Here is a 23,167-nt window from a genome sequence, read left to right as displayed (position 1 = left end):
ACGCAAACTAATTTTTATCTTAGAAAAATATGCGTATAAATACTGATTTTTGGAGTCTATGAACATTCATCAAAACTTTATAAAAATACCCTTTTTATGAAGTTTTGATAGTCTCGTACTGCCCGATCCTGACTTATTCAGAAATTCTTCATAGTTGCCTTGTACAAAATTCTAGAGACTGTCTCTCTTGGCAATCAGGGACTCGGCATCATCCATCAACATCCCCAATTTTACCTAGTAGCCCAACCCCTTATGTAGCCACTTGATCCTATATGACTCCCTTTCTTCTTCACACTAGATCAATGGGTTATGACTACTTCAATCTTACTAATTGGCAATCATAAGCTCCTGTCAACCCTGACAGAACACAATGCGTCGCTCCTTTCGACCTGGGTAGAAGGAGAATCTATGGATGAAGTGATACAGGCGATTAAAACCCATTTACCGGATGTTGTGATCTTAGAAAATAGTCTATTAATTGACCAAGGATTATGTCAATCTGTCAAACAAAAAGCCTATGGTAGATGGATCTATTTTTTAGCCATAAAGTCTCAAAAGTACTCAAGTCAAACCCATCCTGATTTGCAGGCTTATTGCTCAGAAAAAATACATTTTTTGGCTCAAGGAGTCGATGGGTATTTAGATATTATCCCCCCGGAGATTTTGAGCAAAAATCAAGCCCAAGCCCAAGCGCAATTATTCTTATCTCATTTAGAAATCGGCTTATTGTGGAGTCAGAAATGCAAAACCTTAATACAAGAAAACGATTATTTATCCACCATTGCCCTTTGTGATCCCCTAACAGAAATTGGCAATCGTCGCGCTCTAGATTGGGACTTACCCCGCCAAGTCTACAACGCCCGTAAGCACCATGTTCCCCTGTCTATAGCGGTAGTTGATATTGACTACTTTAAAGCGGTGAATGATAACTATGGGCATTTAGTCGGCGATCGCATTCTCCAGCTACTCATCACCCGTATCAAGCACAAACTGCGCCCCCTCGACACCATTTTTCGCTACGGTGGAGAAGAATTTGTTGTGGTGTTTAAACAAGCCAATCTCGATCAAGGGGAAGTCATCGCCCAACGTTTACGCCGTACCGTCGCCGAACAACCCTTTCTCGTAGAACCGGAACTTTCCCTAAGTGTCACCATTAGCTTAGGCATTGCCGAATTAAAATCAGATGATGATCCCCAAGGTAGAAGTCTGTTACAACGGGCTGATGAAAAACTATTGCTCGCCAAAGCGAGAGGACGCAATCAAGTGCTACGGTGAGCCAAGGGTTTGATCTCAAAACAAGAACAGGGAGATCCCTTGAGATCCCCCTGTCCTAACGGAAAAAACTTGTTTTAGTACAGTTCTTCTTCTTGGTGAGTCATGATGGTGCAGTCAGAGGTGGGATAAGCCACACAAGTCAGCACATACCCGGAAGAAATTTGGTCATCATCCAAGAAGGACTGATCGGATTGATCAACAGTCCCAGCCGTGACTTTCCCAGCACAGGTAGAACAAGCGCCAGCACGACAGGAGTAGGGTAAATCAATCCCTTGTTCCTCAGCCGCATCTAAAATGTACTCATCATCAGGTACATCGATGGTGGTGTTCAGCCCTTCTGCGTCGTTAATCAGCGTAACTTTATAGGTCGCCATGTGTGAACTCCTCTAGAAATTTTTGGATTGCTAAGATAGCAGCCATGATTCAACTTTCCCGCTCAAGGTTATGCCCTGATGCTGGGGGAAGTCAATTCCATTTTTGATACTACGGGAAAATTATGATCAGTGTAGAGAGCATTAGTAATGGAATTCTGAATCAATCCTATAATAAGTTTTAATTATGCTTTATGCTAAGAACGGATTGCCCCCCTAGGGGAAAGCAATTTTTTCCCGAATCTCGAACAGTCTAGGTTTTTATATCTTAAGGGGGAAGTCAGAGATCCAGAAATTGCCTAATTTCTTATAATTAGTTTAAATTATTATTAACATAATTTAACAAAATGTTGCGGAATTCCCCTTCCTCGCTTGCAGGGAGCGGATGAGCAGCTACAATTTGATCGGCAACAGCCAATAAAGATAATGTATAAGGCATACAAGTATCGCATCTACCCAACCGACGACCAAAAACCGTCTCTCGCCAAGGCCTTTGGATGCTGTCGTTGGTATGGGAATTTTGCACTCAACCTATGCCAAGAAACCTATCTCAAGACAGGCAAAGGGGAGTCAGAATAGAACTAAAGCCCAACAAAAAGTAGCTAAGGTTCATAGCAAGACTGCCCGTTGCCGTGAGGACTTTCTACACAAACTATCCCGCAAGATAGTCAACGAAAACCAAGTTATTGCTGTAGAGAATCTGAATGTAAAGAAGCCTTGCGGATATTGTCGTTGGGAACCAGCGATATTGCCTGGGGAGGGAGTGTAAGACAACCTGGCAAAACATCGGTTTTGTTAGATGCAGTTCCCGTTGAATCAGGAAGCCCCATCCTCGCCAACGGCAGGGTGGGGTACTTCACTGTAGGAAAAGAGAAAGAAAAATCTTATGGGTGAGCAGAAATCAGAATCCGCCATTGGGGTGGGTATTGTGGGGACAGGATACGCGGCCAAACGACGGGCTGAGGCGATCCAAGGGGATGAGCGATCGCATCTTGTCACCGTATCCGGCTACAGTCGGGCAAATACCGAGGCATTTTGTCAGGAGTATCAAATTTCGGCGGCCCCTTCTTGGCAAGCCCTTGTCGAGCATCCCCAGCTTGACTTAGTGATCATTGCTACCGTCAATCAAGATCATGCCCCCATCGCCCAAAAAGCCCTAGAAGCAGGCAAGCACGTTGTTTTAGAGTATCCCCTCGCCCTCTCCCCCCAAGACGGTCAAACTCTCCTAGCGCTAGCAGACAAGCAGGGGAAATTGCTCCATGTTGAACATATCGAACTGTTGGGAGGCGTTCATCAAGCCCTAGGCCAAGCCCTAGGGCAGATTGGGGAAGTGTCCTATGGGCGCTATATCACCATTACCCCCCAGCGTCCCGTTTCTCAACGGTGGACTTATCATAAAAGCCTGTTTGGGTTTCCCTTCACAGCCGCCCTGTCTCGCATTCATCGCCTAACTGATATTTTGGGAGAAGTCGCCACTGTCACCGGAACCTTGCGCTATTGGGATGTTCCTGAAAGCGAGTATTTTCGGGCTTGTTTAGCCACCGCTCAACTAGAATTTCGCAACGGTGCGATCGCCGATCTCGTCTATGGCAAAGGGGAAACCTTTTGGCACAGTACCCGCACCCTAGAACTCCACGGCGATCAAGGAACCTTACTCTTCGTCAGGGAACGTGGAAAACTCATCCAAGGAGAACAGGAAACCCCCCTAGAAGTGAGCAGTCGGCGCGGTTTATTCCAGCAAGACACCCAGTTAGTCTTAGATTACTTACTAGACCATAAGCCCTTGTACGTTCACCCCAGCCAGAGCTATTATGCCCTCCTCGTTGCCGATGCCATTCGCCGCTCTGTGGAAACCGGGGAAAAAGTGACTCTTGCCCCTTCGTGACAGCTAAGATCCGGATAAATGCTCAAAATACTTAACATTTCTGTAACAAAAGACACAAATCTCTCAAAAGCTAGGTTAGGCTCAAAGGGGGGATGGTGATGGTTCTGCCTATTCCTAGCCATTCATCATCATTCAACTGTGTTGCAGTTACGGGAGGAAGAAGTTATGAGTCCAGATTTAATTGATGCCCTGTGGGTTATTCTGATTGTGACCATTTTTAGTACAATCCTGTCACCGATTTTGTGCTGGTTGTTAGCCCGTCGCACGACCTATGTGGTGTAGCGGTATAGTGACGGCAAAAAATAATGACAACTAAAGACAGGAAAGGATATGTTAAGCATATCCTTTTCCTGTATGTGGGGTTTGCTGAATAACACCCCTACGCTAGACCCAACAGGGAATTGATCATTAATTATTAATGATTAATTATCTGGCACTGAAGCAGAAAGCCTAGATTACAAGGTCGAGGAATCCCCGTCGTTGACGACGGTGGAGGATGTCAATAAGCCCAACTCCCGACTCCCGGACTTATCTTCTATACCAACAGAGAAAAACTGGCTGAATTGAAAAGATAGCGTTAAACTGACAGTACCCCGATGATTCAATTACCCATCTATCCACCCAACTACTCTCTAGTTGGAGGCAACCGATGAGTGCAGCGTTACAACTTGGCAATCAACAACTAGGTGCGGATGAAGTGGTGTCGTTACTCACGTCTCCTCAAATCCTCCCCCACCTTCTACGCGAATTGGCGATTGAACAGGCGATCGCCTCCGTTTCCTATACTCCAGCAGAATTTGAACTCGCTTATCGACAACTTGCCCAACTCCCCCAATTTGCCCACCATTCCCCCGAACAGATGGACTGGTTGGTAAAACGCCAACTGAGATTAGGCAAATTCAAGGAGGAAACTTGGGGAGCGCAAGTTGAGGAAGAATTTCGCAATCACTCCCACGTTTATGATCAGGTTCTCTTCTCCCTGATTCAAAGTGAAGCGGTGGAAGTTGTGCAAGAACTATATTTTCGCTTACAAGAGGGCGAGGCTTCTTTTTCGGAACTCTCTACCCAGTATTCCCAAGGCCCCGAAGCCCGCACTAATGGCTTAGTGGGGCCATTGGAATTACGCAATATTCACCCCCGACTGGCGCAAATGTTGCGCATTAGTCAGCCGGGGCAAATTTCCCCCCCCTTTCGGGTCGATCAATGGCTGGTGATTGTGCGGCTAGAGCGTTATATTTCCGCCGAGTTAAGCCCACCCTTACGGCAACGACTGATTGAGGATAAATTTGAGGCCTGGTTAAAAGAGAAAATCGCCCTACAGTCTAATCAGGTGGAAGTTGAACAGTGGCAAGAGATTCCCAGTTTATTACTCACCGAGAAACCCGAGGTCGGGGCCGAAGGGGAGGAATCTGATCTGGGGGCAGATTTCACCAGCCCAGAAGAGGACACAGCAGCCGCCCCAACTCCGGCAACTCATGCGGCGACTGTAGCCGAAAAACCCGTGCAGAAAATTGCTCGTTCCCTGCAACTGGAATATCAAAAACGGCACCAACGGGGGAATCGCATCCCGGAAGCGGCCTTATTGGCTCTCATTCCCGTTGTATTGGGGGGATGGGGAGTAAGTGCCATGTTGGGATGGAGTTGGGAGAATAACCCCTTAACTCCGGCCACCATTGCGGGGAATTTATGGCAGCCCATTGCATCCGAAGTCCCGAAAGAGGAAGCCTACCGACTAGCGATTAACGCGGCGAGTGAGGCGGTGAAGTTATTGGAAAGGGCGCAATTGCCCCAGGATTGGGATCAGATTGCTCAACAGTGGCAACAGGCGATCGCACTGCTCAAAGTAGTGCCATCCACAGATCGCCATTATGCCGTCGCCCAGAAGAAAATTCATGAATATCAAGGCTATCTCGACTATGCCAAAGATCGGGCAACCAACCCCAATGAAGTGTTCCGGATTGCCGTAAATAACGCCCTACAGGCCGTTAAATCCAGTCAAGGTGCCACAAGTCCCGAAGACTGGGTAAAAGCCGCCACCCACTGGGAAATGGCCATTCAGCTAATGCAGGCGGTTGATTCCAGAAGTCCCCACTACGATCTCGCTCAAGAAAAAGCCGTAGAGTATCAAGCCTATTGGCAGTATGCCCAACACCGTTCTGGTCAGGCACTTTGACCATCCCCAACCTCAAAGGTACGGGTCCTCTTGCCTCACAGACTCTGATCCGGCTCATTCCAGATTAACCCCGACAGAACATCTCCGTTCGCGTAGCATCTCGGAACGAGAAGAGCCAACTAGGGGAGGTCAGATTGGAAAGAGGCAAGCTACAATAAAGCCGAATCGTGAAGAAAATCTAAAACTTTCAAAATCTAAAACTTTCACGATTCCGGAACAGTAGAAATTCTCATTTCTCATTAAGGCTGATCAGCCTTGAGTTTCAGCGATGTCAACCCAAGGACATTCAGGACATGACCGTACCCAACCCCATCACGAAATCCAGAAAAAACTCCGCTTTTAAACATCTCATGACCGTTCACTGGTGGATGGCCGCCTGCTATGTAATTATTTTCTCCACAGGGATGATCATGGTGCAATTACCCGCGAATTTAGACATTCGCAGCCCCATGTATAGCTTCCATAAATCAATGGGAGTTTTAACAATGGCCTTGTTAACTTGGCGGATTTTAACCCTCTTGCGGGTGTGGTGGAAGAAATACACGAGACGTTTCCCTAAACTGACGCTTCCTTGGTTTCAAACAGTAGCCCTACATACATCACTTTATGTCTTTATGTGGGGAGTTCCGGTTGCGGGCTATTTCCTCTCCAACTCTTTCCGCCCCAATAATGTCAAGTTCTTTGGGCTACCATTACCCGATATTTTCCCAGTGGATTCCAGTGCTGTGGGATTAGCCCGCAATTTGCATTTCTGGCTAAGTTATACGTTTCTAGCGTTTATTCTCTTACATAGCCTTGATCAATGGAAAGTAATACGGGCAAATCTGCGCCGTTTTCGCAGTTTTCTAGGGAAAGCTAAAACCAAGGGAGATTCTTAACTTTTGCGGCACAACTCACCAAACTTGCTAATCCGCTCCAATCGGGTTATTAGGTTGCTGTCGTTGAGCAATTTGGAGCAGTAACCGTAATGCTTCATTTACAGATTCATCAGTTGGAAAGGCTCGGGCAACATCAGGCTCCAAAAGCACTAAATTTGTTCCTGCTCGGTATCGTTCAACATACTTACCTCTGACACCTCCCGTCATCTTGGAGAAGTCATATTCAGGGCGTAATTCATCATCTAGCTCATCAACTTCCTTCCTCATAAAATCTCCTTTCTTGGCGAGTCGCTCTTCTAGCGCTGATAATACGAGTGCGGTTTCCTCGGTCAGTGTGGGAGACAACCAACAACTGCCCTGACCCAGACATCCCAATGATAACGTAGCGGTCTTCTCCTATGGAATGATCAGGGTCAGGAAATGTTGCAGATAACGAGTCGTCAAATACGGTGGCAGCTTCTTGGAAAGAAATACCGTGCTTTCTCAGATTGATAACCGCTTTATCTGGGTTCCACTCGAATTCCATAATGACATTATTCCCGACTCCCGAAGTTATATAGGGCTTGCTGTGCCACTTCGCGTTAGCGTTCACGCAATCTTGACAAGAGGAGAAAAGGCTTAACTTGTCAAGATTGCACTAGCCCTAATCGACCCATTCCCGACGGGGTTTAAAGGACTCAATTGCTCTTAACTTTTCATAGAGTTCTTTTTCTTCGGGGGTAATGGTTTTGGGAATGACTACCTCAATTTCGACTAATTGATCACCCCGACCTTGATTTTCGGTGGGGAATCCTTTTTGCGCGAGACGGAGGAGTTGACCGGAACGCACTCCACTGGGGACATTCATCTTAACTAAACCGTCGAGGGTGGGAACTTCCACCATGCCCCCTAATACGGCCTCGGTAGGGGTGACAGGGACGCGACAAAAGATGTCGGGGCCTTGGAGTTCAAAACGGGGATGGGGTTCAATGGAAATTTTTAGATATAAGTTGCCCCCTTGAATACCTTGGCCTTTCAGACGGATTTTCTGACCGTCTAACATTCCGGGGGGCATATCGACTTCTAGGGAGCGTCCATCTTCTAAACGAATGCGTTCCCGTCCTCCGCGATAGGCTTTTTCGAGGGGGAGGGTCAAACGGGCTTCTACATCTCGGGGACGGTCTTTGACGGCGGTTCGACCGACGGAATATTCTGTTTTGGTGCGGCCGGGGCGGAAAGCGTCGGGGTCTTTGGGGTTAACGCGGGTGCTGGTGCGGGGGGCTGACCGGGCTTTTTCTTGACGTTTGAGGAGTTCTTCGACAAACCGATTGAAGTCGGGGTAATCTTTGGGGTCAAGGTCGGGACTGGGGGTTTTGCCGTTGCGTCGGACGGTGGTTTTCCCGTGGCGCTTAAAGCCGCTTTGCTGCCAAAAACGACTAAATTGGTCATATTGCGATCGCCGATTTTCGTCAGACAACACCTCATAGGCCTCGTTAATCGCCTTAAACTTCTCTTCCGCGCCTTTGTCCCCCGGATTCAAATCGGGATGATAACGCCGGGCGAGTCGGCGAAAGGACTGCTTAATCTCCGTATTGGGCGCATTAGGGGCAACTTCTAAAATGTCGTAATAATTGCGAAAATTTTCCATAGGTGCATCGGGAACAGGGAATAGGACAAGGGGAACAGCGAGCCAGCTTAAATCTGTCCCCTAGGGCAGAATTTAGAACCAATCATCATCGTCTTCATCCCAGTCATTTTCATAGACGGGACGAGTGGGACGGCGCTCTCGCCGACTATTCACCGGGTCATTATAGGGATCCCGTTCCGGTCGCCCCCGCTCAGAGGGTCGAGCCTCATAGGGACGGGCATCATAGCGTCCTTGTTCCCCCCGAGGTTGTTCATAGGGGCGAGATTCATAGGGGCGGGATTCATACCCCCGACCGGATGAGCCATAGGCGGGCGGTTCTGCCCCCCGTCCCGGACTATTATAGGGGTCATAATCATAATAGGACGACCCTCGTTCATCCCGTTTCTTATCCCCCGAGAAGGTGCGCTTAATGGAGCCAAAGAAATCATCCTCTTCCTCGGCCGCATACTGAAGGCGGACTTCCCGATTCAGTTCATAGAGAGCATCTTGTAAATCCGCCGCCGCCCGGTCTATCCCCCGTTCATCTTCCCGTTGCAGGCTCTCCTCTAACTCCCGAATGAGGGAATCAATTTGACGGCGGTAGTAACTGGCAAATTGGGTCCCAAAATCTAGCGCCACCTCTTTTAAACGCCGTTGGGACTGGTCTACTAAAGCTTTGGCCCGATTGCGTTTTTCCACCCGTTCCCGCCGTTCCCGGTCTAACTGGGCGAAGCGTTCGGCCTCCTCAATCATTTCGTCTACTTCAGTCTGACTTAAGGTAGAAGCCCCTTGAACGACAATACTCTGTTCTCGTCCGGTGGTTTTATCCATTGCCGTCACTTGTAAGATGCCGTTCGCATCAATATCAAAGGCGACCTGAATCTGAGGAATCCCCCGAGGGGCTGGGGGAATTCCGCTTAATTTAAAGCGTCCCAAGGATTTGTTATCCCGGGCCATTTCCCGTTCTCCTTGTAAGATATGGACTTCTACCATGGTTTGGTTATTCTCCCCCGTCGAGAAAATATCGGAACGACGGACGGGGATAGTGGTGTTGCGGGGGATTAATTTTTTCATCACCCCACTGACGGTTTCTAGACCCAGTGAGAGGGGCGTAACATCGAGTAAGAGGATATCTTTGACATTTCCGGCTAAAATTCCCGCTTGAATCGCTGCCCCCACGGCCACCACTTCATCGGGGTTAACATTTTGGTTGGGTTCCCGATTAATTAAATTCCGCACTAAATTCTGCACCATCGGAATCCGGGTAGACCCCCCGACTAAGACCACCTCATCAATTTGCATAGGGGTGAGGCCTGCATCTTTGAAGGCTCGTTTGACCGGACGACGGAGACGAGCGAGTAAGTCTTCACAGAGGAACTCAAATTCTGGGCGAGAAAGGCTGGTTTCAATGTGTTTGGGACCGTCTTCGGTGGCCGTGATGAAGGGTAAGTTAATCTCTGTGCTAGCGACTCCAGAGAGTTCAATCTTGGCTTTCTCGGCGGCTTCGGTTAGTCTTTGGAGGGCTTGGCGATCGCTCCGTCGTAAATCAATGCCCTCGGCTTCTAGGAACTTCTCCGCTAGCCAGTCTACAATTTTCCGGTCAAAGTCATTCCCCCCTAACTGAGTATCCCCACTGGTGGAACGCACCTCAAACACCCCGTCGCCCACTTCTAAAATGGACACATCAAAGGTCCCGCCCCCCAAATCAAACACCATAATGGTCTGATTTTGTTTGCGGTCTAAACCATAGGCCAAGGAGGCCGCTGTCGGTTCGTTAATAATCCGTAACACTTCCAACCCCGCAATCCGCCCCGCGTCCCGTGTGGCTTGGCGTTGGGAGTCATTAAAATAGGCCGGCACCGTAATCACCGCCCCCGTGACCGGTTCCCCTAAATAGCGTTCGGCCTCTTCGGCCAGACGACGAAGAATAAAAGCGGACACTTCTTCGGGGGAAAAATTCTTTTCTTGGCGCGGACAGGGGATTTTGATGTTCCCCTGTTCATCCCGACGCACTGTATAGGCCACCCGTTTGGATTCGGGGTTTAATTCCCCATATTTGCGACCGATAAAGCGTTTGACAGCATAAAAGGTGTTTTGGGGGTTTAAGACGGCCTGCCTGCGTGCCATTTGCCCCACCAGTAAATCCCCATCCTTATTGAAGCCAACAACGGAGGGGGTGGTTCGCATTCCTTCGGAATTGGCGATCACGATCGGTTTAGTGCCATCCATTACGGCAACTACCGAGTTTGTTGTCCCCAAGTCTATGCCAACTACTCTACCCATGCGTGCTGTCAATATCCTTAATAAATGTTAAGTCGCTGTTCTCATTGTATCTTGCCAGATGTTTAACTCAAGCGGGGAGAGCAAAGAGAAAAGAGAGAGAGCAAGGGGGAGTCGGTCACGCTGACTTCATGGATTGTTCAAGACTATGGGGCAGGGTGATTTTAGGACTTTCTGCCAGTAAATAGTCTAAAAAGGTCTGAGTGATGACCGATAGCTGTTTCCCGCGTACATAGCCCGCATACCAATGAGTTTGGATGGGAAAGTGTTGTACGTTGAGGATGGCTAACTCACTGCGATCGCCTTCTGTGTTGAGAGTATGCTGGGACAAAATCGAAATTCCTAGACCCCCTGCGATCGCCTGTTTAATCGCTTCATTACTCCCCAACTCTAAACGCACCTGCACATTAATTTTATATTGATTAAACAACTGTTGAACAGCACGACGAGTTCCCGACCCCGACTCCCGCATAATAAACGGCACATCCTGAAGCTGTTTCAACGCAATATGAGACTTTTTCGCCAGAGGATGATCCCGATGGGCAATGACCACTAAAGGATTTTCTAAAACACGATGGGTGTTTAAATCAATATCCGTCGGCGGCTGACTGAGAATATAAAGATCATCCAGATTCTCCTGCATTCGGCGAACTAATTTCTGGTGATTCGTCACTTGTAGCGCAATATCCACATCCGGATACCGTTGGCAAAAAGACCCCAACACCCGAGGGACAAAATATTTTGCCGTAGTCACCACCCCCAAACGCAAACGACCCCGCTTAATGCCTTTCAAGTCAGCCACCGTCATTTCAAACTGTTCAAGGCGTTCAAAAACATCATCGCAAGTCGCTAGCAATGCTTCTCCGGCTTCAGTTAAATATAACTGCTTGCCAATTTGCTCGAACAACGGCAAACCCACATGATGGCTCAACTGTTTAATCTGACTCGATACTGTCGGCTGAGTAATCAGAAGTTCCTCTGCGGCACGGGTAAAGCTACCATGATGAGCAACTGCTTGAAAGACTCGAAGTTGATGAAGAGTGGCTTGCATAATCTTAAGTTAGGGCATTAAACATCCGCAGACAAGAGCAAAAACATCGTCATTATTATTTAATTATCGGCGATTTCACCATGCTTCCCCAGTACCCTAGGAGAGATTCATCTCCCCTCCACCCATGTTAACATCTTTTAACTTTATAGCCTTTTCTTTGTCCTTTACAGGATTTGAAAAAGTTGGAGTAAGTTTATTCCAAATCTCTCAAAGACTGTTGCAAGGGAACAGAGGAAACTTCTGTTAACCATTGCTTTTAATTCGTCTTCTTGAGGTCTGTTAGCTTTTGGGAAAGTTCCTTAATATTAGGTTTTTTGTTACCTGCACGGTATTGTTCTTAACAGTAAGCTAAGGCATCGTTAAAAACTACCCGGCAGCAACCGAACAACTGAGACATCAGCCTCTTTTGTTGGTCTGTTGGGTAGATTCGATATCGACACCTTAGCTTCATACTGATTACTGATTACTGTTGATAGGTAATGTTTGCACCGTCACGACTTGGGGGGGCGTAGCATCGGGAGGATAGAGGAAATTAAAGCCCACGGTTTTTGTTTCTTGGGGGTCTAAATTTAAAGTAACTAACGGCACTCCCTGCTGTCCACGACGTTGGACGAGGTGGAAATGACGGGTTTGGAAATTTCCTGTTGAGTCAGGATATTGTACTTGTACGGTTCCCCGGAAAAAGGTGGCGGTGGGGAGGGGGTCAAAAAAGCGCAGTCCCCCCTCTAATTCATTCTGTTTAATGGGGGTTTCTAGGGTGAGGGTGACGGTTTTGGGTTGGTCGGAGGGGTTATGGAGGGGTAAGGTTAAACGGTATTCGATGCCGTAGTTGCCGTGGGCTTTATAGGCTGTGTCGGGATAACGGACTAACATGGGGGCGCTTTGAATTTGTCCGGTGCCGAGGGTGCCTCGATCTAAGGTACTGATGCCGTAGGAAAAGGCTTGACCGACCTCGGGAATGGTTAGATAATCCCGGTCAGGATCTGTGAGTCGGGCTTGCCATTGGGAGCCTTGGGCGACTCCGGCCACGCGACCATAGATAAAGCTGCCTTCGGTGGAGCCTGGAGGGGTGGGGGTGCGATCGCGAGGTGTGGCTAATTGTCCATTGACTAACAATTCTTGCCACTCTTCTAGGGTAGGAGAACGTTCTTCTCCTTGTTCATCAGTGGGGGCAAATTGAGCCAAACTAGCGACGTAGACTTTCCCGGTACTTTCTAAACGAAAATAGCTTGAGCGTCCATTTAAGGGGGGTTCTAGGGTTCTCACGGGGATGGGAAGGTTCATCAACATCCGACTTTCTCCGGCCGGGATGATGATTTGGGCGGGAAATTGTCGTTGTCGTCGGCCGCGGACTAAATCACTCATCACTCGACTGCCTGGGCCGGCATAAACTTCCCCAAAACGGTTTTCTCGCACGGGGGGAAGGCTAATAAAGGGAGCATCGGGTTGACTGAGGTAGCTGGCTGCTTGCCGCAGTCTCAGGGTGACGGGGCGATCGCCGGGATTGTGGATCAATACCCCTAAATACAGGGTGCGTAAGTCTTCCGGGGTGGGTGCCTTGGCGACATGGTGGGCAAATACATCAAAGCGCCCTTCAAAGCCAAAGTTCAAATGAGCCTCGGGATGGGCTTTTTCCTCGGGGGGAAAGGTGGAGAGCAAAATTCCCCTTTCTAGTACCAATTCGGGACTATTGCTATTAAAGACGGGAACTTGATCTAGTTCCCCCGGTAAGGGGCGCACTTCTTGGGGGCGTACAATCTCTTGGGGCGGCGGTGGGGTTGGGGTTTGGGCTAAAAACAAAAGGGATAACAGTGAGAACATAAATACTAATTAACAAGTGAATCGGTGATCGATGATCTAATGATGCAGTTTTTGGTCAATAGTTTCCGTTTTTCTCTCACGGGTGCTAAATTCTCCCTTTTGGCAGACAGGGTACTACGAGAGAATAGAGAATTATTACCGAGGAACTGGGTCTAAAGCCCCGTCCTTCTAGGACGGCTTTTTCTTGATCTGAAGGCTTCTGATGAGTTCTCTCAAAACATCTGATTTGGAACGACCTGTTGATTCGCAATAGGCTTCTAGTTTTTCAAACTCTTCATCAGTCAGTCGAAAAAAGACACTCTTTTTCATGGCATTATATATCTATATGATATACAATGGTAGCATGAAAACTCTGAAGTTCAAACTCTATCAAAGCAAGCGGAATCGACATCTCAAGCGCACCATCAATGCGGCTGGGGTGATCTACAACCATTGCATTGCACTCCATAAACGGTACTACCGTATGTGGGGAAAGCATTTGAATGGCGCGAAACTTCAAGCTCATATTGCTAAACTCAGAAAGCGTAAAGATTTCTGGCAGTTGGTTGGTTCTCAGGCGGTTCAGGATATCTGTCAACGCATTGAGAAGGGGTATCAACTGTTCTTCAAACATCACGGTAAAGGAGTGCGACCACCGGGGTTTAAGAAAGTCAGACGATACAAATCGTTCACTCTCAAGCAAGCCGGCTATAAGTTTCTCGGTGGCAATCGAATCAAAATCGGGAATCGTGTGTATCAGTATTGGAACTCTCGACCCATTGAGGGGAAAATCAAAACTTTGACCATTAAACGCACTCTGTTAGGTGAGTTGTTCATGGTCATAGTCGTTGATAGCGTTGTTGAACCTGAAGCCAAATTCGAGACGAGTAGAATCGCTGGATTTGATTTCGGTCTGAAAACGTTTCTCACTTGCTCAGACGGTTCCAAGATTGAATCACCGCAATTCCTGAAACAGTCGCTCAATGCCATTAAGAAAGCGAGTCGTCAGCATTCTAAGAAACGGAAAGGTTCAGCTAATCGGGAACGGGCAAGATTGAACCTAGTTCGCAAGCACGAGGATGTTGTCAATCGGCGTTCTGATTGGTTTTGGAAGTTGGCGCAGTGGCTCACGGACAAGTTTGATGTGCTGTGTTTTGAGACGTTGAACCTGAAAGGGATGCAACGAATTTGGGGACGCAAAATTTCCGATCTCGCCTTCGGAGAGTTCTTGGAGATTCTAAAATGGGTTGCCAAAAAGAAGCACAAGCAAGTTGTGTTCATCGACCCTTGGTATCCTTCCTCGAAAACCTGTTCGCATTGTGGGTATGTCCTTAAAGAGTTGGATTTGTCGGTGCGAGAATGGCGTTGTCCGTCCTGCCAATCTGTGAACGGGCGAGATGAAAACGCCGCTAAGAATATTCAAGCAGTTGGGGCATCAACTGCTGGGTTAGATGATGTTAGACGGGCAATGCCCGCAATCGTTGCTTGATCCCAGAATCCCCGCACCTTTAGGTCGGGGAGTATGTCAATAACTCCCGACTCTCCCCTGCTCCCCCGCTCCCCTGCTCCCGACTCCCCGACAAGCAGACCTTCTCAGCAAGCCCTACCTGAAAATGTCACAAAATCTGTATAAAAGTGATCTATATTACAAGAGGGGACGGGTTAGAATAAAGAATTATACATTGGCGCGTCACTCAGCGAGCTTAACCTTGCAACAACTTACCCGACTGGTTCAACAACACACTGCAATCCCTTTCCCTGCCCATATCTTTCGCTTGGAAAGCGGTTTAACCGTTATACATCAACATATTCCTGCAACTCCCGTCACAGTGGTGGATGTCTGGGTGAGAGCAGGGGCGGCGGCAGAACCTGATGATTGGTATGGCATGGCTCACTTTTTAGAGCATATGATCTTCAAGGGGAGTAAAACCGTTGGGCCGGGGGTGTTTGACTGGGTGATTGAGAACAGTGGGGGGATGACGAACGCAGCAACCAGTCATGATTATGCCCACTTTTTTATTACCACGGCGGCTGAGTATTTACCGGAAACCTTGCCTTATTTTGCGGAGATTCTCCTTCATGCTCAGATTCCCGATGATGAGTTTATCCGGGAACGGGAAGTGGTGTTAGAGGAAATTCGCTCCTGCCAGGATGATCCGGACTGGTTGGGCTTTCAATCGTTGTGTGAGACGATTTATGGAGACTATACCTATGGGCGTTCTATTTTAGGGACAGAGGAACAGGTGAGGATGCGATCGCCCAATCAAATGCGTTGTTTTCACCGTACCCACTACCAACCGGAAAATATGACCGTTGTTTTAGTGGGGGGCATTGAACAAGAAAAGGCATTATCCTTAGTGAGTGAGAACTTCGGAAATTTCGAGATTCGCTCAGAATGTCCCCCCACCCGCCAGAAAAGTAAACCCATCCTGCAAAAAATCCAACGCACCGAACTCCGTTTACCCCGTTTAGGTCATGCCCGGTTAATGATGGGGTGGTTAGGCCCTGGTGTAGCCCAATTAAGTGAGGCCTGTTGTCTAGATATGTTATCGGTGATCTTAGCGAGTGGTCGGTCTTCTAGGCTAGTGCGAGAGTTGCGCGAAGAAAAACAACTGGTGTTAGATATTGCCAGTGAATTTTCCTTACAACGAGATGCTAGTTTAATTACTATTACAGCGTGGTTAGAGGAAGGGGATTTAGAGCAAGTCGAGGCCATTATTCGCGATCGCCTGCAAGAAATCATCTCCGAACCCATCACCGAAGCCGAATTACAACGCACTAAGCGACTGCTCTGTAATGATTACGCCTTCTCCACCGAAACCCCCAGTCAAATGGCTGGACTCTATGGCTACTACAACACCATCAGCGCCGCAGAACTTTCCGTGAGTTATCCCCAACGTATCCAACAAATTCAAGGCTTTGATTTACAACGAGTCGCGGCAAAATACCTCTCTCCTGAAAAATACGCTGTCACTGTTATGCTCGGTCTTTGATCATCCTCCCGTTACTCTTCTCTAGTCCCATTCCAGAGTCACTGTAAGGGGAATTTTCCAACCGACCTAAAAATAACCTTCCTCTTGTTCACCTCCTGACACTTAAGCTATGCAAACCGTTCAACGCACCACCCTGTCTAATGGGATTACTGTGCTAACCGTCGAAAACCGAGCCACGGATATTATTGCCGCTCGTTTATTTTTCCGGGCTGGAGGGCGCTGGGAACCCCTAGAAAAGTCCGGTATGTCCCACTTGCTCGCGGTTCTGCTGACCAAAGGCACCCACACCCTCAATTCCGCCGAAATTGCCGAAAAAGTCGAGTCCATTGGAGCCAGCTTAGGGGCCGATGCTTCGACCGATTATTTTGTGATGAGTTTGAAAACCGTCACCGCCGACTTTGGGGAAATTTTAGACCTTGCGGCCGAAATTTTGCGATCGCCCAGTTTCCCCCCCAACGAATTTGAACTAGAGCAACACCTCACCCTACAAAGCATTCACTCCCAAAAAGAACGCCCCTTTAACCTAGCCTTCCAACAACTGCGCAGCGCCATGTACCCCAACCACCCCTACGGCGTTTCCATCCTCGGCACAGAAGAAACCGTCACCCAATTAACCCCCGCCGACCTTCACCAGTACCATCAGACCTATTTTCGCCCCGATAACCTTGTAGTCAGCCTTTCCGGGTGCATTGACCACGAACAGGCCATCAACCTCATTGAACAAACCCTCGGTGATTGGCCAGCGCCCTCCCACCCCCTGCCTACCCTAGAACTCCCCCCCCTCTCCAGTCACCCCCAAACCGACAAACTCCCCCAAGAGAGCCAACAATCCATCATCATGTTGGGCTACCTCGGTCCATCGGTCTACAAACGGGAAGACTACGCCACCCTGAAACTCCTCAACACCTACCTCGGCAATGGTTTATCCAGTCGTCTCTTCGTAGAATTGCGAGAAAAACGGGGGTTAGCCTACGATGTCTCCGCCTTTTATCCCACCCGCTTAGAACCCTCCCAATTTGTGGTTTATATGGGTACTGCCCCCGATAATACCCCCGTGGCCATTGCCGGACTTGAACAAGAAGTTAAATTACTCTGGGAAGCCCCCTTAGCGGAGGAAGAACTTCAGTCCGCTAAAAATAAACTGTTAGGACAATACGCCCTCGGCAAACAAACCAACGCCGAAATCGCCCAGATATTAGGTTGGTATGAAACCATCTCCGTGGGGATTGAATTTGACGATGATTTTCAGGCTGTGGTTCAGCAAATCACCCCCCAACAAGCCCAAAACGTCGCCCAGCGTTATCTCAGCACAGACCCCTATATTTCCCTCGTTGGACCAGCCCAAGCGTTAGAATTAGCTAGTTAATCGTGCATCGTTAACAGTGAATGGTTCGCCTGTTTACTGATGACGGATGACAGTTGACTGAAAATGGGGGACTGCAACAGATGCTACTGTCGCTAAGGATTGAAAACTTTGCGCTGATTGATCAATTAGAGATAGAGTTCGGCACAGGGTTAAATGTGTTGACAGGGGAAACCGGGGCGGGAAAGTCGATTATTCTCGATGCTATTGATGTGGTGTTGGGGGGAAAAGTCAGTAGTCGCTTGTTGCGGACTGGTAGTCAACGGGCGCTAGTAGAAGCCACCTTTAGCTTGACGGAGAGTTTAACCCATTGGTTAAAGGAACAGGAAATTGAATTATTAGAAGAGGAAACGGTAGTCTGTAGTCGGGAGATGTCGGCGAAATTGGAACATTTTCGCTCCCGTTGCCGGATTAATGGGGTGTTGGTGAATCGGAAAATTGTCCAGCAACTGCGCGATCGCCTCGTGGAAATTACCGCCCAAGGTCAAACCGTCGAACTCCTCGTTTCCCAACGTCAACGGGACTTATTAGACCTCTACGGCGGCACACCCCTACAAACCCCTCGGCAGGAGGTCAAGACGGCTTACGAGGTCTATAAAGCCGCACAGCAAGCACTGGAGGAACGTCAGCAGTCGGAACAGGAACGCTTACAACGACTGGATTGGTTAAATTATCAGTTGCAGGAGTTGGAGGGAGCCGAGTTAGAAGATCCTGACGAATTAACCGAATTAGAACAAGAACGCGATCGCCTTTCCCATGTAGTAGACCTCCAAAACCTGAGCTATCAAGTGTATCAACTCCTCTATCAAAATGATCAAGAAGGGGTAGCCGTAGCCGATTTACTGGCCGACGTTGAAAATCACCTGCAAGCTATGGTGAGTTATGATGCTCAACTCACCCCCGTATTAGAAATGGTACAGGGTGCGATCGCTCAAGTCGTAGAAGCTGGACAACAAATCAATCATTACGGCGATCGCCTTGAAGCCGATCCCCAACGCCTAGAAGAAGTCGGGGAGCGCATTCAAACCCTGAAACAAATCTGTCGCAAATATGGCCCCGAATTAAGTCATGCGATCGCCCATCGGGATCACCTACAAAACGAACTCGCCCAACTCACCACCGCAGAACAATCCCTCGAACACCTCAGCGCCCGCTACGAAGCCGCCGAAGCCACCCTAATCCGCCTCTGTGCCATCCTCACCCAAGAGCGGCAACAAGCCGCCCAACAGTTGGAAAATCAACTAATCCGACAACTCAAACCCCTCGCAATGGATAAAGTCCGCTTTGAATGTCGCCTCACCCCCACCCCCCCCAGCGCCCAAGGCATGGATCAAGTGACCTACTACTTTAGTCCCAACCCCGGCGAACCCCTGCAACCCCTATCCACCACCGCCTCCGGGGGAGAAATGAGTCGTTTCCTCCTCGCCCTCAAAGCCTGCTTCTCCCCAACCACCCCCGAGACAAGTCAGAAAACCTTAATATTTGATGAAATCGACACCGGAGTATCCGGGAAAGTCGCTCAGGCGATCGCCGAAAAACTGCACCAACTCAGCCGCCAGCATCAGATCCTCTGTGTCACCCATCAGCCCCTAATTGCCGCCCTCGCCGATAGTCATTTCCGGGTCGATAAACAAGTGATTGAACAGCACCCAACCCACCCCGACACCATCCCCAACGCCCTACGCACCGTCGTCCGAATTACCTCCCTCGACCATAGCGACAGTCGCACCGCCGAACTCGCCCAACTTACCGGAGGAGATTCGGCCAAAGATGCGATCGCCTTTGCTCAATCCCTCCTTGCCCAAGCCGCCGCCCGATTAGAAAAAGGACGCTAAAATTCCTTTAATCAGGAAGCCCCATCCTCGCCAACGGCAGGGTGGGGTAGTTCACTAGTCCCCCACCTGAAAGCACCAGAATTCTCAAGTCATCGAGAGTCCAATCACCTTGCCCTCAGTCAGGACCGGCCGAACACAAATTCTCTCTTATTCCCCATCAACTATTGATTCCACTGAGGAATATTTTGATGATTTTGACGTAAACTTATCAGCATCAGAGTCAAAAGCCCGACCCTTGAGTTAGAACAACGGGAGTCCGCTTGCCGTACTCAGCCCGAATAACTCTCATCTCTCATCCGCTAAGACCCCTGTCCTCCAATCTGTGAAGAGAAATGACTGCTGCATCTCCTGACCCCAACAAACCTCAATTTAATGATCCGAATCAGGCTCTCAATGTCCATGAGAATCCTGACCCAACTCCCGCAGCAGAAACCCCGACGGGAGCATCAGTCAACCCGGAAATTCTGGATGATCAGCCTTCATCTTCTCACCCCAAACAAAACAACAAAAAATTTGCCCAAACCGGCCCCACCATTGATATTGACGTGACACCAGAAGAAGAGCCACCCCCGACCGCCAAAACGTCCAAATTTGAGGGGTCTAGTCATAACAACAGCAACACCATTGATATTAACCCCACCCCAGACCCCAACACCCCCGAGAACACCCCCCCCAGCAACGGCAACGGGTCATCCTCCAGCGCCCTAGTCGCCGCTCAAGGCACCTTCTCCAACTTCCTCGCCCCCCTCAATAAAGAAACCTTCCAAAAGGTGGTGATGGATGTTGAGGAAAAACTTAAAGTCGTCAATCAAACCCTCTCCCTCCTCGACAGCGTATTAGACAGCGAAGGGTTTGATGCCATCCTTGACGAAATGTTGCGCTCCATCACCCTCAAAACCGGGGAACTGCTGGGCGCTGACCGCACCACCATCTACCTCCTTGACGATGATCAAGATGAACTCTGGTCTATTGTTGCCAAAGGAGACGACGGGAAACCCATTGAAATTCGCATTCCCGTCGGGAAAGGCATTGCTGGGGAAGTCGCCCAATTACGGGAAGTGATCAATATTCCCTACGATTTTTATGACGATCCCCGATCTGTCGCCGCCAAGGAATTTGACAAGCGCAACAACTACCGCACCTATAGTATGTTAGCCCTGCCCCTCCTAACCGACGAAGGGGAACTGGTGGCCGTAGTCCAACTTATTAATAAACTCGAACCAGACTATAATCCCACGGCTGACCTAGAACATCGGATCTCCCATACGGGATTTACAGAGAATGACCTAGAAGTTTTTGCCAACTTTGCCCCCTCCATCCGCTTAATTCTAGAATCCTCCCGCTCCTTCTACAAAGCCACCCAAAAACAACGAGCGGCCAATGCGTTAATTGAGGCCACAAACTCCCTCAGTCGGGGCAATTTAGACCTCGACACCACCCTACGGACGGTGATGGACGCGGCGAAAAAACTAATGAACGCCGACCGCAGCACCCTCTGGTTAATTGACCGCGAGAAAAACGACATCTGGACAAAAATTCCCCTCGACAACGGCACCTTACTAGAAATTCGGATTCCCATTGGTGTGGGTTATGCTGGACGAGTGGCAGAAACGGGCGAAATCCTCAATATTGGTTTTGACCTCTACAATCACCCCGAATCCGAAAAATCTAAAGAAACAGACCAAAGAACCGGATATCGGACTTGTAGCTTGCTCTGTATGCCTGTTTATAACTCCGATGGCGAGTTAATTGGGGTGACACAATTAATTAACAAAATTAAACAAGGGGATTATCCCCCCTATAATTCCGAAGATTGGCCCGAACCTCCCGAACGCTGGAAAGCCAGTTTTAACCGCAGTGATCAGGAGTTCATGAAGGCCTTTAATATTCAGGCCGGGGTTGCTTTACAAAATGCAACTTTATTTGCCCGAGTGCAGCAACAAGAACAAATGCAGCGCGATATTTTGCGCAGTTTAACCAATGGGGTGATTTCGACCGATAAGAATGGGGTGATTATTGCGGCCAACGAAAAAGCCCGGGAATTGTTGGGGTTTGATGATAGAAACCCCCTCGAAGGAAAACCTATGAACGCCTTAGTGGAAATTAAGGGTAAAGATGTTGTTGAGAAGGGAGATGTGGCTAAAAAAGGCGAGTTTTCTGAATGGTTTAACCGGGCATTACATCCGAAAGATGATAAAGATCGAGAACAGTATTATCCGGATCAAACTATTATTTCGGCGGCGGGAGAGGAGCATTCTGTAAACCTTTCGATTAACTCCATTAGTGATGCAGCCGATGAAGATAATGTCTATGGCGCGTTGGTGGTCATGGATGATATTAGTGATGAAAAGCGACTAAAAAGTACCATGTACCGCTATATGAACCAAGAATTAGCGGAACAGTTATTAGAAAAAGGGGAATTAGAACTCGGGGGAGAACGCCGGGAAGTGTCGGTTCTCTTCTCAGATATTCGTAGCTATACCACGTTAACGGAAAAATTGCAAGCTGAAGAAGTGGTCAGTATGCTGAATGAATATTTTGAGTCAATGGTTGAGGCAATTTTTGCCCATAAAGGCATTTTGGATAAGTATATTGGGGATGCCATTATGGCGGTATTTGGGACACCTTTCCCCTTGGAAGATCATGCGTGGAAGGCCGTTCAAAGTTCCTTAGATATGCGCTATCGGTTGGCAGATTTTAATGAAAAACGGGTAGCGGAACGGAAAGATATTATTCGGATTGGGATCGGGATTAATTCCGATTATGTGATTAGCGGGAATATTGGGTCAAGTAAACGAATGGAGTTTACAGCGATTGGGGATGGGGTGAATTTGAGTTCCCGTTTGGAAGGGGCGAGTAAACAGTACGGTTGTGACATTGTAATTAGTGAAAATACCTTTAAACAATGTTCGGATAAGGTGATTGTGCGGGAGTTAGATTGTATTCGGGTGAAGGGTAAAACTACGCCTGTGGGGGTCTATGAGTTGGTGGAACAGGTGAATGCTAAATTACCCTATGAGAAGGAACAAACTATTGAGTTATATAACCGGGGACGGGAGCTTTATTTGAAGCGCAATTTTGCCCTCGCGTTAAGTCATTTTGCCACAATTTTAGAGGTAAATGGGGGAGATAAGGCGGCGGGTTTACATATTGAACGCTGTCGCCATTTCTTGGAAGTTCCTCCGGATGATGATTGGGATGGGGTATTTACCATGACGACGAAATAATTGGGGTGGATTCTTCTCAAGACTTGAGATTTCAGGACTTGAGGAGAATTCGGCGTTTTTAAAATCCTAAGACTTGGCTCATGAACTTTCCAGATGATTCTCGGCAATGGGTGATTGCGGCGTTGGCGGAAAAGCTGGCGGAAACCCGGGAATTGCAAGAACAATATGCGAAATCGAATAATGAGGCGATCGCAGCCTTGGCACAACAGATCCAAGATAACCAACGTTTGGATCTCGAATTAATCCAAGCCAATAGCCATGCCATCCGGGATCTGATCACCTCTCTGGACAAACTCCAACGGATTGACGTTCTCCCCCGCCTGAAGGCAGGGGGATTCATCGTTCTACGAGTCTCCGTTAGCTGACAGGATTTCTCCAACCAACCAAGAGGGAATCTCTCCCGATGCGTGAATTCGGGCGCGCCCCACCC

The 23,167-nt window shown here is 48.5% G+C and carries 20 protein-coding genes and 2 pseudogenes; 12 read left to right on the top strand and 10 right to left on the bottom strand.

Going from position 1 to position 23,167, the window contains the following annotated elements; translation table 11 throughout:
• The first annotated feature begins 408 nt into the window (after positions 1–408).
• Positions 409–1,275 carry a GGDEF domain-containing protein gene (locus K4A83_RS02240; protein WP_265262755.1) on the top strand — a complete coding sequence of 289 codons (867 nt, stop codon included), beginning with the start codon at positions 409–411 and terminating at the stop codon, positions 1,273–1,275.
• A 74-nt stretch (positions 1,276–1,349) separates the two neighbouring features.
• Here the strand turns inward: K4A83_RS02240 and K4A83_RS02235 are convergent, their stop codons facing one another.
• Positions 1,350–1,649: a ferredoxin gene (locus K4A83_RS02235; protein WP_265262753.1), complete on the bottom strand. Its 300-nt coding sequence runs from the start codon at positions 1,647–1,649 to the stop codon at positions 1,350–1,352.
• 423 nt (positions 1,650–2,072) lie between these two features.
• On the opposite strand from K4A83_RS02235, the gene K4A83_RS02230 reads away from it, so the two are divergent.
• The 5 genes from K4A83_RS02230 to K4A83_RS02210 all read left to right on the top strand — a co-directional run bounded on the left by K4A83_RS02230 (position 2,073) and on the right by K4A83_RS02210 (position 6,582).
• Positions 2,073–2,225: a helix-turn-helix domain-containing protein gene (locus tag K4A83_RS02230; RefSeq protein ID WP_265262752.1), complete on the top strand. Its 153-nt coding sequence runs from the start codon at positions 2,073–2,075 to the stop codon at positions 2,223–2,225.
• A complete protein-coding gene (locus tag K4A83_RS02225) occupies positions 2,158–2,415 on the top strand; it encodes a transposase (RefSeq protein ID WP_265262751.1) in 258 nt (85 codons plus the stop codon). The genes K4A83_RS02230 and K4A83_RS02225 overlap by 68 nt, the downstream gene beginning before the upstream one ends.
• A 117-nt stretch (positions 2,416–2,532) precedes the next feature.
• The gene (locus tag K4A83_RS02220; protein WP_265262750.1) at positions 2,533–3,531 is read left to right on the top strand and encodes a Gfo/Idh/MocA family protein; all 999 of its coding nucleotides are present in this window, start codon (positions 2,533–2,535) and stop codon (positions 3,529–3,531) included.
• Positions 3,532–4,180: 649 nt separating this feature from the next.
• A complete protein-coding gene (locus K4A83_RS02215) occupies positions 4,181–5,704 on the top strand; it encodes a peptidylprolyl isomerase (protein ID WP_265262749.1) in 1,524 nt (507 codons plus the stop codon).
• Positions 5,705–5,997: 293 nt separating this feature from the next.
• Positions 5,998–6,582: a cytochrome b gene (locus K4A83_RS02210; RefSeq protein ID WP_265262748.1), complete on the top strand. Its 585-nt coding sequence runs from the start codon at positions 5,998–6,000 to the stop codon at positions 6,580–6,582.
• A gap of 27 nt (positions 6,583–6,609) precedes the next feature.
• On the opposite strand, the gene K4A83_RS02205 is transcribed toward K4A83_RS02210, so the two are convergent.
• From K4A83_RS02205 to K4A83_RS22940, 8 genes and pseudogenes are all read right to left on the bottom strand, one after another.
• Entirely contained in the window at positions 6,610–6,849 is a 240-nt protein-coding gene (locus K4A83_RS02205) for a hypothetical protein (protein WP_407809788.1), read from the bottom strand.
• A complete protein-coding gene (locus tag K4A83_RS22950) occupies positions 6,833–7,108 on the bottom strand; it encodes a BrnT family toxin (RefSeq protein WP_407809787.1) in 276 nt (91 codons plus the stop codon). Before K4A83_RS22950 ends, K4A83_RS02205 begins: the two co-directional genes overlap by 17 nt.
• A gap of 117 nt (positions 7,109–7,225) precedes the next feature.
• Positions 7,226–8,209, bottom strand: coding sequence for a J domain-containing protein (locus tag K4A83_RS02200; RefSeq protein ID WP_265262746.1), 984 nt, complete (start codon positions 8,207–8,209; stop codon positions 7,226–7,228).
• A 72-nt stretch (positions 8,210–8,281) separates the two neighbouring features.
• A complete protein-coding gene (gene dnaK, locus K4A83_RS02195) occupies positions 8,282–10,471 on the bottom strand; it encodes a molecular chaperone DnaK (RefSeq protein WP_265262745.1) in 2,190 nt (729 codons plus the stop codon).
• Between the two features lie 115 nt (positions 10,472–10,586).
• Positions 10,587–11,522: a LysR family transcriptional regulator gene (locus K4A83_RS02190; protein WP_407809791.1), complete on the bottom strand. Its 936-nt coding sequence runs from the start codon at positions 11,520–11,522 to the stop codon at positions 10,587–10,589.
• Between the two features lie 193 nt (positions 11,523–11,715).
• A pseudogene (locus K4A83_RS22945) lies at positions 11,716–11,970 on the bottom strand (helix-turn-helix domain-containing protein); the annotation flags it as partial.
• A 5-nt stretch (positions 11,971–11,975) separates the two neighbouring features.
• Entirely contained in the window at positions 11,976–13,340 is a 1,365-nt protein-coding gene (locus K4A83_RS02185; protein ID WP_265262743.1) for a DUF3370 domain-containing protein, read from the bottom strand.
• Between the two features lie 168 nt (positions 13,341–13,508).
• The gene (locus K4A83_RS22940) at positions 13,509–13,649 is read right to left on the bottom strand and encodes a ribbon-helix-helix protein, CopG family (RefSeq protein WP_407809786.1); all 141 of its coding nucleotides are present in this window, start codon (positions 13,647–13,649) and stop codon (positions 13,509–13,511) included.
• Between the two features lie 34 nt (positions 13,650–13,683).
• Here K4A83_RS22940 and K4A83_RS02180 point away from each other — a divergent pair, with 34 nt between their 5' ends.
• The 6 genes from K4A83_RS02180 (at position 13,684) to K4A83_RS02155 (ending at position 23,102) form a co-directional block, all read left to right on the top strand.
• Complete coding sequence (locus tag K4A83_RS02180) at positions 13,684–14,808, top strand: RNA-guided endonuclease InsQ/TnpB family protein (protein ID WP_407809790.1); 1,125 nt, start codon at positions 13,684–13,686, stop codon at positions 14,806–14,808.
• Positions 14,809–15,028: 220 nt separating this feature from the next.
• Positions 15,029–16,312: a M16 family metallopeptidase gene (locus tag K4A83_RS02175; protein WP_265262741.1), complete on the top strand. Its 1,284-nt coding sequence runs from the start codon at positions 15,029–15,031 to the stop codon at positions 16,310–16,312.
• 109 nt (positions 16,313–16,421) lie between these two features.
• Positions 16,422–17,678: a M16 family metallopeptidase gene (locus K4A83_RS02170; RefSeq protein WP_265262740.1), complete on the top strand. Its 1,257-nt coding sequence runs from the start codon at positions 16,422–16,424 to the stop codon at positions 17,676–17,678.
• Between the two features lie 80 nt (positions 17,679–17,758).
• On the top strand, positions 17,759–19,510 hold the full coding sequence (gene recN / locus K4A83_RS02165; protein ID WP_265262739.1) for a DNA repair protein RecN: 1,752 nt from the start codon (positions 17,759–17,761) through the stop codon (positions 19,508–19,510).
• Positions 19,511–19,842: 332 nt separating this feature from the next.
• Complete coding sequence (locus tag K4A83_RS02160) at positions 19,843–22,737, top strand: adenylate/guanylate cyclase domain-containing protein (protein WP_265262738.1); 2,895 nt, start codon at positions 19,843–19,845, stop codon at positions 22,735–22,737.
• Positions 22,738–22,817: 80 nt separating this feature from the next.
• Positions 22,818–23,102 (top strand): hypothetical protein, encoded by a 285-nt coding sequence (locus K4A83_RS02155; RefSeq protein ID WP_265262737.1) that lies wholly within the window; start codon positions 22,818–22,820, stop codon positions 23,100–23,102.
• Here K4A83_RS02155 and K4A83_RS22935 read toward each other — a convergent pair.
• Positions 23,082–23,167: pseudogene (locus tag K4A83_RS22935) on the bottom strand (RNA-guided endonuclease TnpB family protein); the annotation flags it as partial. The gene K4A83_RS02155 and the pseudogene K4A83_RS22935 overlap by 21 nt on opposite strands.

This window comes from Spirulina subsalsa FACHB-351, assembly GCF_026130165.1.
In the GTDB taxonomy this organism is placed as follows: domain Bacteria; phylum Cyanobacteriota; class Cyanobacteriia; order Cyanobacteriales; family Spirulinaceae; genus Spirulina_A; species Spirulina_A subsalsa_A.
Note: the sequence above shows the minus strand (reverse complement) of the source record. Positions and strands in the feature narration are given on the sequence as shown.

What these genes read in the sequence shown, in the direction of transcription:
- K4A83_RS22950 (WP_407809787.1), bottom strand. Translation starts at nt 7,108, where the DNA reads ATGGAATTCGAGTGGAACCCAGATAAAGCGGTTATCAATCTGAGAAAG.
- K4A83_RS02155 (WP_265262737.1), top strand. Translation starts at nt 22,818, where the DNA reads ATGAACTTTCCAGATGATTCTCGGCAATGGGTGATTGCGGCGTTGGCG.
- K4A83_RS02205 (WP_407809788.1), bottom strand. Translation starts at nt 6,849, where the DNA reads ATGAGGAAGGAAGTTGATGAGCTAGATGATGAATTACGCCCTGAATAT.
- K4A83_RS22940 (WP_407809786.1), bottom strand. Translation starts at nt 13,649, where the DNA reads ATGAAAAAGAGTGTCTTTTTTCGACTGACTGATGAAGAGTTTGAAAAA.
- K4A83_RS02220 (WP_265262750.1), top strand. Translation starts at nt 2,533, where the DNA reads ATGGGTGAGCAGAAATCAGAATCCGCCATTGGGGTGGGTATTGTGGGG.
- K4A83_RS02160 (WP_265262738.1), top strand. Translation starts at nt 19,843, where the DNA reads ATGACTGCTGCATCTCCTGACCCCAACAAACCTCAATTTAATGATCCG.
- K4A83_RS02215 (WP_265262749.1), top strand. Translation starts at nt 4,181, where the DNA reads ATGAGTGCAGCGTTACAACTTGGCAATCAACAACTAGGTGCGGATGAA.
- recN (WP_265262739.1), top strand. Translation starts at nt 17,759, where the DNA reads ATGCTACTGTCGCTAAGGATTGAAAACTTTGCGCTGATTGATCAATTA.
- K4A83_RS02185 (WP_265262743.1), bottom strand. Translation starts at nt 13,340, where the DNA reads ATGTTCTCACTGTTATCCCTTTTGTTTTTAGCCCAAACCCCAACCCCA.
- K4A83_RS02225 (WP_265262751.1), top strand. Translation starts at nt 2,158, where the DNA reads ATGGGAATTTTGCACTCAACCTATGCCAAGAAACCTATCTCAAGACAG.
- dnaK (WP_265262745.1), bottom strand. Translation starts at nt 10,471, where the DNA reads ATGGGTAGAGTAGTTGGCATAGACTTGGGGACAACAAACTCGGTAGTT.
- K4A83_RS02240 (WP_265262755.1), top strand. Translation starts at nt 409, where the DNA reads ATGGATGAAGTGATACAGGCGATTAAAACCCATTTACCGGATGTTGTG.
- K4A83_RS02180 (WP_407809790.1), top strand. Translation starts at nt 13,684, where the DNA reads ATGAAAACTCTGAAGTTCAAACTCTATCAAAGCAAGCGGAATCGACAT.
- K4A83_RS02170 (WP_265262740.1), top strand. Translation starts at nt 16,422, where the DNA reads ATGCAAACCGTTCAACGCACCACCCTGTCTAATGGGATTACTGTGCTA.
- K4A83_RS02210 (WP_265262748.1), top strand. Translation starts at nt 5,998, where the DNA reads ATGACCGTACCCAACCCCATCACGAAATCCAGAAAAAACTCCGCTTTT.
- K4A83_RS02200 (WP_265262746.1), bottom strand. Translation starts at nt 8,209, where the DNA reads ATGGAAAATTTTCGCAATTATTACGACATTTTAGAAGTTGCCCCTAAT.
- K4A83_RS02235 (WP_265262753.1), bottom strand. Translation starts at nt 1,649, where the DNA reads ATGGCGACCTATAAAGTTACGCTGATTAACGACGCAGAAGGGCTGAAC.
- K4A83_RS02230 (WP_265262752.1), top strand. Translation starts at nt 2,073, where the DNA reads ATGTATAAGGCATACAAGTATCGCATCTACCCAACCGACGACCAAAAA.